A 14,709-nucleotide genomic window follows, 5' to 3' on the forward strand; every position below is an offset into this window, starting at 1 on the left:
AAATAATGTCGATTACAGGGATGACAAGTTGGTCATCCCTGGTAGTTAATGGTTGTCAGGAAGTGTCGCTGGCTGAGTTTTTTCTTCTAGGGACAGACGTTTTAAGGGAGCGTATTCTCTTTTCATGAGGACATCTCATGAGGACAGACATTCAAATCAATAAGTATGTCATTCTTTATTAACATCAAAATTACACCGAAAAAAACGACATGACTCGTATCATGAAAATCATGACCTTCCCTACGATTCGTTCATTCGACATACTTTCAGCTCAATTCGTCAACGCGGTTTCTTCTTATGACTATCCCCAGAACACAGTTGGTTTCTCCTGATATCACAGCCTACTATCATTGCGTGTCACGTTGTGTCCGACGAGCCTTCTTGTGCGGAGAAGACCAACTGACTGGAAAGTCATACGAACATCGACGTGACTGGGTTGAACAACGTATTTTGGCTTTAGCCCAAGTATTCTGTATTGACATCTGTGCCTATGCGGTGATGAGCAACCATTATCACATCGTCGTTCATATTAACCGAAAAAAAGCAGAACTATTATCGAACAGGGAAGTCATCATACGCTGGGGAAAAGAGCATCAGTTGCCATCATTGATTCTAAAATATCTAAAAAATCAGACTACCAATTCTGAAACTCAGACCTGTCGAAAAATCATCCATACTTGGCGAGAACGACTCTATTCTCTAAGCTGGTTGATGAAAGAACTCAACTTTAGTATTGCTAATACCAATCGCACTAATTAATTGGTCAACATGGTCCAATCTCTAAAGCAGAGTGAAATGACCCTGCTTTTGTCTGCACAAAAACGATTCCAAGCACTACACAGCTTGTCGACAATATCGTCATAACATTCAAAACATCTATTGGCTATTTCGTTCTGACGTAACCAACTCCATACCTGCTCTATTGGATTCAGTTCCGGTGAATAGGACGGTATATGAATGATAGTCACGTTCTTGAATGAATCGGCAAGATAACTTTGATGCCAACTGGCTTGATCCATGATGACGACAGCATGTTTGTCCGTGGGTGTTGATTGAGAAATGAGCCTGAGTTGCTCTTTCATTGCTTCCATGTTGCTCATCGGCACAACAATAGCTTCAGTTTCTCCGGTATTAACGCACACCGCTCCAAAGAGGTACGCATACTCAAATTGCTGTTGTTGTACCGCTCTGGGGCGAGTCCCTTTTTCTGCCCATATTCGGGTGGTTGTGTTGCGCTGGCCAAATCTGGCTTCATCTTGAAACCAGATTTGAACATCTTTTAAAGCCACATGTCCTGGGATCTTAAGGATCGTTTCGATTTGGAATTTTTTTAAAAGCTTCTTGCGCTTCTACAGATTGCTTTGGGTGCTTTGAACGCGTTGTTATCCAAACTAAATCAAGCTTTCTCAATATTTTATAGATACCTGATAAGCTGTACGATAGGCCAAATTCCTCATGTATGAATTCAATAATATCTGTTCCCTGTAGTCTTCCACCTTCAGGCTTAATCGCATTGGAAGTTATGTACAGCTTTAACTGAGATAGCTGGTCTTCAGTCAGTCGTGGAGGACGGCCTGTATGCTGCTTTTCTACTAAGCCTTCAACACCGTTCTTCAAATAAGTCACCACCCAGTTATTGACACTGGTACGACTGACTTTTAAATATTTGGCGATCTGAGTGCGGCTTTTTCCATCCACGAAATGAGATATAGCAAGAAGTCTCGTACGCATCCTAGCATCAGATGTTTCACGAATAAGTTTTGGGAAGTCAGAGGTCATCATATCAGCTCCTATTGAAGTTGACATTAGATCATAAAATTAGTGCGATTGGTATAAACAAGCAAATCAGGAAGATCAGTGTCGCGGACATTTTTGGGAAGGTCGATTTAAATCTCAGGCTTTACTGGATGAGAAAGCGCTGCTGGCAGCAATGGCCTACACTGATCTCAATCCGGTTCGGGCCGGCATCGCTAAAACACCAGAAACTTCAGAATATACATCGTTCAAGAGACGGCTTGCGTTACTGAATGCTGGTCAAGTCACACGCTCAAAGCTCTTTCCATTCGTTGGTGAATCCTCTGAGAAAAAATCTGATGGTGTTCCATTCCGACTGATTGATTATATTGAATGGGTTGATTGGATTGGGCGCCAAGTTCGAGAAGGAAAGCCGGGCCATATTGACAACAAACAACCAAACATTCTCATTCGATTATCTGCCAGTCATCCCGACAGCTTCGACTTATGTACCCGACTAGAACGCAAACGATATTTATGGGTTGGTTCATCGAAGCGACTTCAAATCGTAAAACATCGATTAAATAGGCAGCGTCTACATGGATTATCCATCTAAATAGCGAGCCAAATATCTGTTCAACTTTTATCTGACAACTGCACTAAACCAGTCGCCGCGATGCTTTTATACTCTTTAAAACTCATTCTATAATCCAGCGCCCTTATTCCATCTCAGAACATCGTCCAACAGCTCCCTATCCCTATTCGGACTTCGATTTGAAATGTCTGTCCTCCTACCCCAGACAGGCGTGACACAGGCGTGTGTCCTCATAATTATTAGAGTTGAAATGAAATGTCTGTCCTTCCCTCTCCTCCTTACCCCGCCTAGGGTTGAAACGTGTGTCCTCATTAATTCATTCACCACTTGTGACTTACCAACGCTTGTGGCAGATTAACCACTCAAACATGTCTGAGATACACGTTGTTTATTCACTTTACTTACCAGGTCTCCCGTCCTTTATGAAAAAGCTTTCAAAACAATGGTTGTTATTCGGTATCATTTTACTCTTGGTTCTCTCAGCGGGTATTACTTACTGGTGGTTACAGCCGGAACCCCAACCGGTTTACGCAACACAAACCGTGAAAAGAGGCCACATTGAAAATAATGTTCTTGCGAATGGGATGTTACAAGCATCCAAACTAGTCAGTGTCGGTGCCCAAGTCTCCGGACAAATTGTGACTTTACCAGTCAAGCTCGGTGAGCAAGTTAAGAAAGGACAACTCATCGCACAAATCGATAGCCTGACACAACAAAATAGTCTCAAAGAATCCCTCGCCTCTCTTGCGAGTTTGAAAGCACAATATCGCGCTAAACAAGCACAAATCCGCCAAGCACGGCTGGCCTATAACCGTCAAAAAGCGATGCTGGTAGACAATGCCAGTTCTAAAGCCGATTATGAGTTAGCTGAATCGAACCTTGCAGTCTATCAAGCAGAGCTGGATCAACTGAGCGCCGGTATTGAGCAGGCTGAAATCAATGTTGATTCAGCCAAAGTTGATCTGAGTTATACAACCATTTCAGCACCGATGGACGGCACCGTTGTTTATACTGCAGTAGAAGTAGGCCAAACGGTGAATGCCAATCAGACAACCCCCACCATTGTTGAATTGGCGAACCTAAACCAGATGACGGTGAAAGCTGAAATATCCGAAGCAGACGTCATCCATGTTCATGCAGGGCAACCGGTTTACTTTACTATTCTGGGTCAGCCAAACCACCGTTATCACGCGACTTTACGTGACATTGAACCCGGCCCGACTGTGATGGACGGTGATGATAGTGATATGGCATCGAGTGATTCAGAAGCGATTTATTATAATGGTTTGTTCGATATTGATAATCCAGATGGCGTGCTACGTATCGGTATGACTGCACAAGTGACGATTGTCCTCAATCAATCTGACGATGCATTGATTATTCCTTCTCAGATTCTACGCCCCAATGACCATGATCCAAACAGTCATCAAGTCCCGGTATTGGTGAAAGGCCAAGTCGAGTTTCGGGATGTCACGATCGGCATTAACAATAAAGTTCGAGCGGAAGTTCTCAGTGGTCTGAACGAAGGCGATGAAGTGATTCTCAGTTTACCAAGTGGTGATACATATACCCCCCGCCGTTTCCGTCGATCAATGGGGATGTAATACATGAAAGATGCATTACTCCATTTGTCTGGTGTATCACGTAGTTTTCCTGCCGGAGAACAGACGCTGACTGTTTTGAAAGACATCGAGCTCACGATTGAGCGCGGGGAAATGGTCGCAATTGTCGGTGCCTCCGGTTCGGGAAAATCGACATTGATGAATATTCTTGGTTGTCTCGATAAACCCTCACAAGGTCATTATCTTATCAATGGGCAAGACACCTCAATAATGCGGGGAGATGAACTGGCCCAACTCCGTCGGGAATATTTTGGGTTTATCTTCCAACGCTATCACTTGTTGGGCGATTTAACTGCGGTCGATAACGTTGAAGTACCCTCCGTTTACGCAGGAAAAGCACGTAAAAGTCGTCGAGAGCAAGCCAGTCAACTGTTAACACGTCTTGGATTGAGCGATCGTTTAGATCACAAACCCAGTCAGCTCAGTGGTGGACAGCAACAACGGGTTAGTGTCGCCCGAGCACTGATAAACGGTGGCGATGTCATCTTAGCGGACGAACCCACTGGGGCTTTGGATAGCCACAGCGGTGAAGAGATGCTCAAGCTATTGCAAGAGCTGCATCAAGATGGACACACGATTATCATCGTTACTCATGATATGCACGTTGCACAATTCGCCGACCGCATCATTGAAATTAAAGATGGTGAAATTATCCGTGATCAACAGCATCACGAACAACGACATCATACACTGCGGCAACCCTCATCTCCGCAGGTTCAACGTTGGTTCAACTGGGATCGTTACATCGAAGCATTCAAAATGGCCCTGCTTGCTATGTCGAGCCATCGACTCCGAACCTTTTTGACCATGCTGGGAATTATTATCGGTATTGCATCTGTCGTATCCGTTGTTGCCTTAGGTACCGGCTCACGACAAGCGATTCTGAAAAACATCAGTTCCATGGGTACCAATACCATTGATATTCGGCCGGGAAGCGGATTTGGTGACCGGCGAGCCAACCGAATCAGAACACTCAGTGCCAGTGATGGTGATGCACTGAAAACGCTGCCTTTTGTCGATAGTGTGACCCCGTCGATCAATAGTAGTGTCACAATTCGCTATACCAATCAGGCCGTGACAGCCAGTGTTGAAGGGGTTGGTCCTGAATATTTCCGTGTCAGAGGTTACGAAATTGCAACCGGGCAATACTGGGATAGCAACAGTGTTCAGTCATTAGCACAAGAAGCTGTGATTGATCACAATACGAAACAGTCGCTATTCCCACGGAGCAACCCAATCGGTCAAATCATTTTTCTCAACACATTACCCGTGCGAATCATCGGTGTAACCCAACCGAGAGAAAGTGCATTCGGCAATAATGATTCCCTGAGAGTCTGGGTTCCCTATACCACCGTATCGGGTCGGATGCTGGGTCGCCCTCATTTGGATCGACTCACAGTGAGAATCAATGATAGCGCGCCTAGTCAAGCTGCCGAACAAGCGATCATTTCGCTTCTGAAAATGCGTCACGGCACACAGGACTTTTTTACGATTAACACGGATACCATCCGCCAGAATATAGAAAGAACAACCGCAACGATGACCCTGCTCATTTCAGCTATTGCTGTCATCTCGCTCATTGTCGGTGGTATCGGTGTCATGAATATTATGCTGGTTTCCGTCACAGAAAGAACCCGAGAAATCGGTGTACGCATGGCGGTCGGAGCGAGACAGAGTGACATCTTACGCCAGTTTCTGATTGAAGCAGTGCTGGTGTGCCTCTGTGGTGGTGTATTAGGCATTTCACTCGCCTTCCTGATTGGCGTGATCTTTTCGTATAGTGGTGGTGGCAACTTCCAGATGATCTATTCCTCAACATCTATTATCACCGCATTTCTCTGCTCGACACTCATCGGGGTACTGTTCGGATTTTTACCTGCACGCAATGCAGCACGTCTGGATCCAATCGAAGCGCTGGCAAGGGATTAATGACCAATGAATTCAACCATGATCAAACCATTGTTTCACCTTGCGATATCAACCCTGCTGCTATCGGGTTGTACCTCGCTAACTCACACCAAGTTCACACCGCCACAAGTAGACGTTCCAGCGGCATGGCAAACACAGCAAGTCACTGATCAGGTCAGTATCAACCCATGGTGGGAACGATTTAACGATCCGGCGCTCAATCGACTCATTCAACAGATGTTACGCATCAACAATGATCTGGCGCTGGCAACACTGACACTGCAAAAAGCGCGTCTGGAAGCCGGCCTGAGTGAAACGGATCAATATCCTGAATTATCATCCACGCTTGCCGCTTCACACTCGAAACGGTTGGATTCTGGTAGTCATAGTAAAAATTACTCGGCCAACCTTTCTGTTCGCTATGAATTGGATCTATGGGGACGGGTCGCTTCATCCGTCAATGCAGCCCAATGGACCGCAATTGCCAGTGCCGCAGACAGAGAAAGTACCGCACAAAGCCTCGCCTCAACGACGGCCTCACTCTATTGGCAAATTGGTTACCTAAAAGAGCGGGTTGCACTCAGTGACAAGAGTATCGCTTATGCCAAACAAATTCTGGCGCTGGCGCAACGCCAATATCACAGTGGTGCCGTTTCTGAGCTGGATGTTCTGGAAGCCAAACGTAGCTTAGCCGGGCAACAAGCCGCCCATAGTGACTTACTGCAATCATTGACCGAAGCAGAAAATGCGCTGGCAATTCTCTTCAATCAACCACCGAAACAGGGTGAATTACAGATTCAGTCGCTCCCCAAAGGGCCTATTCCTGACGTGGCTGCGGGCGTTCCGGCGGATCTGTTAATCAGACGACCCGATGTCAAAGCCGCACTCTATGAACTGAAATCAGCACTGGCGACCAGCGATACAACTGTTGCCGGATACTTACCGACGCTGACGCTGACCAGTTCTGTCGGAGACGCTTCTTCACAATTGCGTCATCTTTTGACCGATCCACTCGGTACGCTGGGGGCAGAAATCATCCTGCCATTTTTACAATGGAATAAAATGTCCCTGAACCGAAAGATCGCACAAACCAATTATCAAACGGCACTTGTGAACTATCGCCAGACTTTGTATAGCGCAATGAAGGATGTTGATAATGCACTCTCAGCAAAACAGCACTATCAATATCAAGGGCTCAGATTCAAAGAGCAGTATAATGCAGCCACAGCGGCAGAACAGATTTATGCCAGTCAGTATCATCATGGTGCCGTGAGTATCCGAGACTGGTTAGATGCACAAGAAAACCAACGCAGTGCGCAAGAGTCGTTACTGGAGAACCGTTATAACCAGTATCACATTCAAGCCACGTTATATCAGGCGTTGGGAGGAAGTGACATCGCACCACCATTAGCAGCATCTAATCCTTAACTCATCGGTATGACGAGAATCAGCACGCAAAAAGTATCCACCGGCATAGCCGGTGGTTTTTCATATGCGCCTATAAGGCTCTCCTACTGGCTGCGCCCTAGCAGGCGCGTAGTGATCTGACATTTGCATATGACTAATTCCTGCGGCCCGTAAACGGGCTACCTGAATACGGGATCGACAATTGCTCTCCCATTTTATCCTGCTCTAGTTAGTGCTTGATGTAATTTTGTATCTTGCTCGTATTCTTACCTACCGTATCTACATAATAACCTCGGCACCAAAATTCTCGATTTCTATATTTAAACTTCAAATCCCCGAATCGTTCATAAAGCATTAAGCTACTTTTACCTTTCAAATACCCCATAAACCCTGAAACACTCATTTTGGGCGGTATTTCTAAAAGCATGTGGATATGATCCGCGCAACATTCCGCTTCAAGAATGTTCACATTTTTCCATTCACATAGTTTCCTCAATATTTCACCTATTGCTCTACGTTTTTCTCCGTAGAACACTTGCCTTCTATATTTCGGTGCAAAGACTATGTGGTATTTACAGTTCCAGCGCGTGTGCGCTAAGCTCTTTTCGTCCCCCATTGGGACCCCCTTTCAATTCTTAATTAACTCTTGTAGTTGCCAGACCACAAGACGTTTTTATCAAATTGAAAGGGGTTATATAACTGACTTATAGCTGTAAGCTTTACGGAACCCCCAGCCTAGCTGGGGGTTTTCTCTATACAACAAAACAGCCGGTGAGATCCGGCTGCAGTGTTGAACTCAAAGTTCAGTATTCAAAGCTCAGACGGTTGGTATCTCAGATATCGCCCACTCACCCAAGCCACTTCATTTCTGAACTGAATCATCGCCCAGCCACGAGAAAAACGATAAACATAAATGTTCTCACCGTATTCCAACTGACCAACCGGCCGACCATCCAGTAAATTATCACCACGTACATTTAACCGTTTTGCCGTCACCACATAGTTACCGGCACCCCGGTAAAGTTTTTCTCGATTCGCTTTGTGAACGGATAGCTTCGGCTGAAGCTGGTGATGACCGCTATTCTGAACATGATGACATGTCTGTCCTTTCAAGCAGCTATTGGCTTGAGCGGTGAGTGTGAAAGACAATCCCATACAGCACAGCATTATTATTTTCATACTTTTTTTCATCATTTTTTCATACTTTCTTTCATACTTTTCATATACGACCTTGCAGCATGACCCAACTGAAAATGACCGCATTGACATATATTCTATACACAACTGATTTCAATATACAGTTGTCGCATAACAATGATGGTATCCTAATTCAGGATATGAATGATTTGATTGACAATCACCCACAACTCTTGCCCGGATAACAAAGAACCAGAAAATAGAAATGGGGGTCAGGAACGATGAAAATCGATATGATGTCGCATGTCAAAGACTACACTTTAAAACGATGAATGATCTGGTTGGCACTCCCCCGCCATAACAACTCCGGATCGTACTGTTCTTGCTCAAATTTCCCGTCGATCAGCACATCAACCATATCGACAATCACACGCTGCGCCTCTGACAGTTCATTGAGCGTGTAACCCGTCCACATCCAGATATCTTTACCGGGACACTCATCTTTTACTCTCTTCACGAGTTGCTCAATAGCTTTTAAATTAGCAGGGTGAAGCGGATCACCGCCAGATAACGACAGCCCGCGCCGACAAATCCGAGTATCTTGTAAATCTGCAATAATCTGATCTTCCAATTCTTGTGTAAATGGATGACCAGAACTAGGGGACCATGTACACTGATTATAACAGCCCCGACATTGATGTTCACAGCCTGAAACGAATAGGGTACAGCGCGTACCCTCTCCGTTCACAACATCAACCTGATGATATTGATGATAATTCATAGTATTTACAGATGTTTAACTCGTCGTTTGACTTCTTCTTGCTTACCGAAATTGAACGGACGAGCATCAGGACTGCCTAAATAGCCGCATACCCGGCGAATGACGGATACTTTGGCTGGGTCATGGTTACCACATTTCGGACAAACAAACCCTTTACTGGTACAGGAAAATTCTCCGGTATAACCACACTCATAACATTCATCGATCGGGGTATTGGTGCCGTAGTAAGGTATGCGACTATAGCTGTAATCCCAAACATTCTCCAACGCTTCAACATTACGCTGCATATTCGGGAACTCGCCGTAACAGATAAAACCACCACTCGAAATTGCCGGGTACGGCATCTCAAAGTCAATCTTGTCGTATGGATTGACATTTTTTTCAACATCCAGATGGAAACTATTGGTGTAGTAACCTTTATCCGTCACACCGTCGAACACTCCAAACTCTTTGGCATCGATACGACAGAAACGGTTACACAAGTTTTCACTCGGTGTACCGTACAAGCTGAACCCATACCCCGTCTCTTCCGCCCAGCGGTTGGTGGCCGCTTTGAGATAACCAATAATTTTTACCGCTTCATCCCGGAGTTTGTGATGATCATAAACATGCTGTTGATCACCAAACAGCGCATTGATCGTTTCATGCACCCCAATATAACCCAGTGAGATCGATGCCCGACCGTTTTTAAAGATATGTGCAATCGGCTCATCCGCTTCTAGTCTGACACCACAAGCACCTTCCATATACAGAATCGGAGCAACCCGCGCGCGAACTTTTTCTAAACGGCTAATTCGGGTTTCCAGCGCCCGACGTGCCAGTAACAAGCGTTCATCAAGAATTTGGTAGAAACGAGTTAAATCCCCTTTAGCCTGCAACGCAATCCGCGGCAGATTCAGACTCACGACCCCGAGGTTATTTCGACCGTCATGTATGAGTTCGCCATGCTCTTCATAGGCATTCAGGAAACTCCGGCAACCCATCGGCGTTTTAAAGGAGCCGGTGACGTCAACTACACGATCATAGTTGAGAATATCCGGATACATCCGTTTGGTCGCGCAATCGAGCGCCAATTGCTTAATATCATAATTCGGATCACCCGCTTGATGGTTTAAGCCATCTTTAATCGCAAAAACAAGTTTTGGAAACACAGCGGTTTTATGATTTTTGCCTAAACCGGCAATCCGGTTTTTCAAAATGGAAATTTGAATCAGCCGCGAAGCCCAACTGGTACCCAGACCAAAACCGAATGTCACAAAAGGTGTCTGTCCATTGGCTGTGTGCAGCGTGTTCACCTCATATTCCAGCGATTGAAATGCGTCATAACACTCTTTTTCAGTTCGCGTGGCCGCAAATGCTTCGGGATCGTGAATATCCCATTCGCGGGCAATATCAAGATGCTTGTGATAGCTTGCCACAACATAAGGTTCCAAAATTTCATCAATGCGATTGATGGTCGTCCCGCCATAAATATGGCTGGCAACTTGAGCAATAATCTGGGCCGTCACAGCTGTTGCTGTCGAGATCGATTTTGGTGTATCGATCTCTGCATTACCCATTTTGAAGCCGTGCGTCAACATGCCTTTCAAATCAATCAACATACAGTTGAACATCGGAAAGAAAGGTGCGTAGTCCAGATCATGGTAGTGGATATCGCCAGCTTCATGAGCTTGGACGATATCACGGGGAAGAATACGAGTCTTGGCATAGTGTTTCGCGACAATCCCGGCCAACAGGTCACGTTGCGTCGGAATCACTTTGCCATCTTTATTGGCATTTTCATTCAGCAAATCAGCATTGCTTTCATTGATCAAGCCTTCGATTTCTCGTGTCAGCGCACTCTGTTTCTCTCGGGCAATATCACGATCATGACGATATTCGATGTAAGAACGAGCCAACGATTTGTAGGGCCCCTGCATCAATTCGTTCTCGACCAGCATTTGAATTTCTGCAATATGAACTTCTTTGTAATCCTTGAGCTTCAATTCTACGGCCAGCGCAACATTTAAGGCATAGATGGCCAGTTCTTGATCAGCATGTTCGGCTGCGGCTTCAACCGCAGCCTGAATTCTGTCTCGATGAAACGCCGCTCTTGAGCCATCGCGTTTGATCACAATCGGTTTCACTTTATCTCCTTACCCATCATCGTTCACTTTGGGTGAAACACATGATATAGGGTTTCATATCGGTACATCAACACTACATATTGTAGTGCATTAAACGAAAAGCCCCATATACATGTATTGATCAAGATCAATAAAGCTCAGCGAATGGATAAGATAAACACGATTATTATCAGCAGATCTCATTTATGAAAGAACATCCCTGAAAACAAAAATTTTCTCGCCACCAAGGTAGATTTTTTACTCAAAACGATGTTTCATCACCGCAAAATACAGCACTGGAATCACGATTAATGTCAGTAACGTGGACACAAACACCCCGAAAATCAAACTAATCGCCAGCCCATTAAAGATTGGATCATCCAGAATAAATAGTGAGCCAATCATTGCTGCCAACGCAGTCAACATAATTGGTTTTGCCCGCACTCTAACAGAGTCGATCACGGCTTCAGAGAAAGCCATCCCCTGTTCATACTCCTGACGAATGAAATCCACCAGCAAGATAGAGTTACGTACAATGATCCCGGCTAACGCAATCATACCGATCATGGAGGTCGCCGTGAATTGTGCATGTAAGAGCGCATGTCCCGGCATCACACCAATCATCGTCAGCGGAATTGGCGACATAATAATCAGCGGTGTCAGATAAGATTTAAAATGAGCCACAACCAATAGATAGATCAAGATCATACCGACAGCATAGGCAATTCCCATATCCCGAAACGTTTCGTAGGTAATTTTCCATTCACCATCCCACAAAACCGAAACCTGACTGAGACCTGATGGTTGATGGATATAATTCTGCTCAACCGGAAACGGCAACGTTTTCATCCTGCTGGCTATCTCAAACATCCCATAGAGCGGGCTGTCCGTGCTGCCGGACATATCGCCGACCACCATCACCATCGGAACCAGATTCTTATGCATAATATAATCTTTTGACGCTACCTGACGCACCCGAACCAAATCAGACAACGGATACGAAATCCCATTTTGACTGGTGATTCGCATCTCAAGCAGTTGGGACAGATTCGCCTTATCGCCTTCAGTTGCCTGAAGCTCAATCGGAACCGGATATTTACTATAATCGGTATGCAAATAACTGACAGGCTGCCCCCCAATGGCGGTCGTCAACGCTTGCACAATCGATGCGTAAGGAACCTGAACAAGCGCAGCTTTATGACGATCAATCTTCACCTGCCACTGTTGATGCGGTTCCGGCAGATAAATATCTACATCAACGATATCGTCGCTGGTTTGGAACAAATGACGGATCTGTCTCGCAGCTTGCGAACGTACCGCAGCCGTTGGCCCATAAACTTCAGCTAAAATCGGAGACCAGACCGGCGGACCAGGCGGCACTTCGACCACTTTCACTTTTCCGCCAAATGCGCTGGCAACCGCCACTAATTTTGGCCGGATTTCGCCGGCAATCTGATGGCTGTCTTTATCCCGGTCACTCTTCGGCAGCAAATTCACCTGTATATCCCCCTGATAAGGGCTAGAACGGGTAAAATAATGTCGAACCAAACCATTAAAATTCATTGGCGCGGCCGTACCGGCATAAATTTGATAATCATGCACTTCGGGTGACTGATCAAGTACGGCCGCCATATCGAACAACACCCGCTGCGTGCGTTCCAATGACGTATCATCCGGCATATCCAGTATCACCTGAAATTCAGATTTATTATCAAACGGCAACATTTTCAGGACGACAGCTTGAAAAACAGGTAGCAATAGAGACCCGATAATCAACACCACAATACCGCAACCGAGCAACCAACGATTACGCCGCTGATGAGTCGATAAGACAAATGGTGCCATGATTCGCTGTACAATCGCCTGATTCGGTTCTTTTGAATCGTGTGACTGATGAGTCCGATCACGCAATAATTTCACCGCTAACCAAGGTGTTAAAACAAAAGCGACGGCCAGCGAAATAAACATCCCCATCGATGCATTGATCGGAATCGGGCTCATGTACGGCCCCATTAATCCGGTAACAAATGCCATCGGTAATAGCGCAGCGATCACTGTAAAGGTCGCTAAAATTGTCGGCCCTCCGACCTCATCGACGGCATGGGGCAGCGAAAATTGCCGACCTTTTAGTGACATATGCCGATGAATATTTTCCACAACCACAATGGCATCATCCACCAAAATGCCGATGGAAAAGATCAACGCAAACAAAGAGACGCGGTTGATGGTAAAACCCCAAGCCCATGAGGCAAACAGCGTCATCATTAAGGTAATCATCACCGCGATACCAACCACGATGGCTTCTCGCCACCCCATCGTAATCAGTACAAGAATAACCACCGCACCGGTCGCAAACATCAGTTTACCGATCAAAGTATGGCTCTTCTCGGCTGCCGTATTGCCATAGTTGCGCGTCACATCAACTTTCACATTCGCGGGGATCAGCTGGTTCTCAAGCTTCTGTAATCGCGCTTCAACATCTTGGGCAACCGTTACCGCATTTTCTCCGGCCTTTTTAGCAATCGCGATAGTGACCGCGGGAACTAAATTGGATTTATCACTGGTCCAAACATGCTGAGTCGGCGTATTGGCACCTAAGGTCACAGTTGCAATATCACTGAGGTAGACCGGCGCCTGATTATGCATACCAACCAAGAGTTGCCTGACATCTGACACGCGATGGAGAAACTGCCCGATCCGGATCGGAATGGCTTGATTGTGATCCGTGACGATCAACTGCGGCGAATGGACGTTTGCAGACTGAAATACCTGATTCAGTTGATCAATGGTGATACCAAAACTATTCATTCGTACCGGATCGAGCCGGACATCAACAATCATGTCATGTCCCCCGACGGTATAAATATCCCGTGTTCCGTTAATGGTCTTCAGCGTTGTTTCGAGGCCATGTGCCACTTCTGTCAATTGTTGCTGCGTCATCTGACCGTCAGGATTACTCAGAGTGAGGCTAACGATCGGCACATCTTCAATACCGCGCGGTTTGATCACCGGCTCTCCGACACCAACACCGCTCGGCATCCAATCTTTATTCGAATATAGTTTATTATAGGTTCTCACAACTGCATCATTACGCGAGACACCCACTTTGAAAATCGCAACAATCAGCGCCCCGTCCGGCTGTGAAAAAGAATAGATATTATCGATTCCCTGAATCTCCGAGACAATTTGCTCTGCCGGATTGGTGACCAAATGTTCCACTTCGGCCGGAGAAGCTCCGGGAAAAGGGATATAAATGTCGGCAAAAGTGACATCAATTTGTGGCTCTTCCTCTTTCGGCGTCACCAGCACGGCAAACACGCCCATGAGTAAACCAACCAATGCTAACAGCGGGGTAATTGCCGAGTGTTGAAACAAGGCAGCAATACGCCCGGAGATGCCCAGTTTTTTTTCCATTATGCG

Annotated in this window: 10 protein-coding genes and 1 pseudogene; 5 read left to right on the top strand and 6 right to left on the bottom strand. The window is 45.8% G+C overall.

Annotated elements, in window-relative coordinates:
* The first annotated feature begins 297 nt into the window (after positions 1-297).
* Positions 298-759 (top strand): transposase, encoded by a 462-nt coding sequence (locus MKS89_RS18505; protein ID WP_131814908.1) that lies wholly within the window; start codon positions 298-300, stop codon positions 757-759.
* Here the strand turns inward: MKS89_RS18505 and MKS89_RS18510 are convergent.
* Positions 756-1,782, bottom strand: a protein-coding gene (locus MKS89_RS18510) for an IS630 family transposase (RefSeq protein WP_252518332.1) whose coding sequence is annotated in 2 segments (ribosomal slippage) — positions 756-1,331 and positions 1,333-1,782 — 1,026 coding nt in all. Because the reading frame shifts where the segments join, the coding sequence is not laid out codon by codon here. The genes MKS89_RS18505 and MKS89_RS18510 overlap by 4 nt on opposite strands.
* Before the next feature lie 148 nt (positions 1,783-1,930).
* Between MKS89_RS18510 and MKS89_RS18515 the strand changes: the two genes are divergently transcribed.
* From MKS89_RS18515 to MKS89_RS18530, 4 genes are all read left to right on the top strand, one after another.
* Positions 1,931-2,350, top strand: a complete 420-nt coding sequence (locus MKS89_RS18515) for a hypothetical protein (protein ID WP_072963767.1) — start codon at positions 1,931-1,933, stop codon at positions 2,348-2,350.
* A gap of 401 nt (positions 2,351-2,751) precedes the next feature.
* Positions 2,752-3,933: an efflux RND transporter periplasmic adaptor subunit gene (locus MKS89_RS18520; RefSeq protein ID WP_072963770.1), complete on the top strand. Its 1,182-nt coding sequence runs from the start codon at positions 2,752-2,754 to the stop codon at positions 3,931-3,933.
* Positions 3,934-3,936: 3 nt separating this feature from the next.
* On the top strand, positions 3,937-5,880 hold the full coding sequence (locus tag MKS89_RS18525) for a MacB family efflux pump subunit (RefSeq protein WP_072963773.1): 1,944 nt from the start codon (positions 3,937-3,939) through the stop codon (positions 5,878-5,880).
* A 6-nt stretch (positions 5,881-5,886) separates the two neighbouring features.
* The gene (locus tag MKS89_RS18530) at positions 5,887-7,287 is read left to right on the top strand and encodes an efflux transporter outer membrane subunit (protein ID WP_072963776.1); all 1,401 of its coding nucleotides are present in this window, start codon (positions 5,887-5,889) and stop codon (positions 7,285-7,287) included.
* Between the two features lie 133 nt (positions 7,288-7,420).
* On the opposite strand, the pseudogene tnpA reads toward MKS89_RS18530, so the two are convergent.
* From tnpA to MKS89_RS18555, 5 genes and pseudogenes are all read right to left on the bottom strand, one after another.
* Positions 7,421-7,882: pseudogene (tnpA, locus tag MKS89_RS18535) on the bottom strand (IS200/IS605 family transposase).
* Between the two features lie 194 nt (positions 7,883-8,076).
* Entirely contained in the window at positions 8,077-8,445 is a 369-nt protein-coding gene (locus MKS89_RS18540) for an SH3 domain-containing protein (RefSeq protein ID WP_131814932.1), read from the bottom strand.
* 271 nt (positions 8,446-8,716) lie between these two features.
* Positions 8,717-9,184, bottom strand: coding sequence for an anaerobic ribonucleoside-triphosphate reductase-activating protein (gene nrdG / locus MKS89_RS18545; RefSeq protein WP_072961836.1), 468 nt, complete (start codon positions 9,182-9,184; stop codon positions 8,717-8,719).
* A gap of 5 nt (positions 9,185-9,189) precedes the next feature.
* Positions 9,190-11,310: an anaerobic ribonucleoside-triphosphate reductase gene (gene nrdD / locus MKS89_RS18550; RefSeq protein ID WP_072961838.1), complete on the bottom strand. Its 2,121-nt coding sequence runs from the start codon at positions 11,308-11,310 to the stop codon at positions 9,190-9,192.
* Between the two features lie 237 nt (positions 11,311-11,547).
* On the bottom strand, positions 11,548-14,703 hold the full coding sequence (locus MKS89_RS18555) for an efflux RND transporter permease subunit (protein ID WP_072961840.1): 3,156 nt from the start codon (positions 14,701-14,703) through the stop codon (positions 11,548-11,550).
* Positions 14,704-14,709 lie beyond the last annotated feature (6 nt).

The organism is Vibrio gazogenes, from assembly GCF_023920225.1.
GTDB classification, from domain to species: Bacteria; Pseudomonadota; Gammaproteobacteria; order Enterobacterales; family Vibrionaceae; genus Vibrio; species Vibrio gazogenes.

Coding starts and splice junctions, on each gene's coding strand:
- MKS89_RS18520 (WP_072963770.1), top strand. CDS start 2,752: ATGAAAAAGCTTTCAAAACAATGGTTGTTATTCGGTATCATTTTACTC.
- MKS89_RS18505 (WP_131814908.1), top strand. CDS start 298: ATGACTATCCCCAGAACACAGTTGGTTTCTCCTGATATCACAGCCTAC.
- MKS89_RS18525 (WP_072963773.1), top strand. CDS start 3,937: ATGAAAGATGCATTACTCCATTTGTCTGGTGTATCACGTAGTTTTCCT.
- MKS89_RS18515 (WP_072963767.1), top strand. CDS start 1,931: ATGGCCTACACTGATCTCAATCCGGTTCGGGCCGGCATCGCTAAAACA.
- MKS89_RS18530 (WP_072963776.1), top strand. CDS start 5,887: ATGAATTCAACCATGATCAAACCATTGTTTCACCTTGCGATATCAACC.
- MKS89_RS18555 (WP_072961840.1), bottom strand. CDS start 14,703: ATGGAAAAAAAACTGGGCATCTCCGGGCGTATTGCTGCCTTGTTTCAA.
- MKS89_RS18540 (WP_131814932.1), bottom strand. CDS start 8,445: ATGAAAATAATAATGCTGTGCTGTATGGGATTGTCTTTCACACTCACC.
- nrdG (WP_072961836.1), bottom strand. CDS start 9,184: ATGAATTATCATCAATATCATCAGGTTGATGTTGTGAACGGAGAGGGT.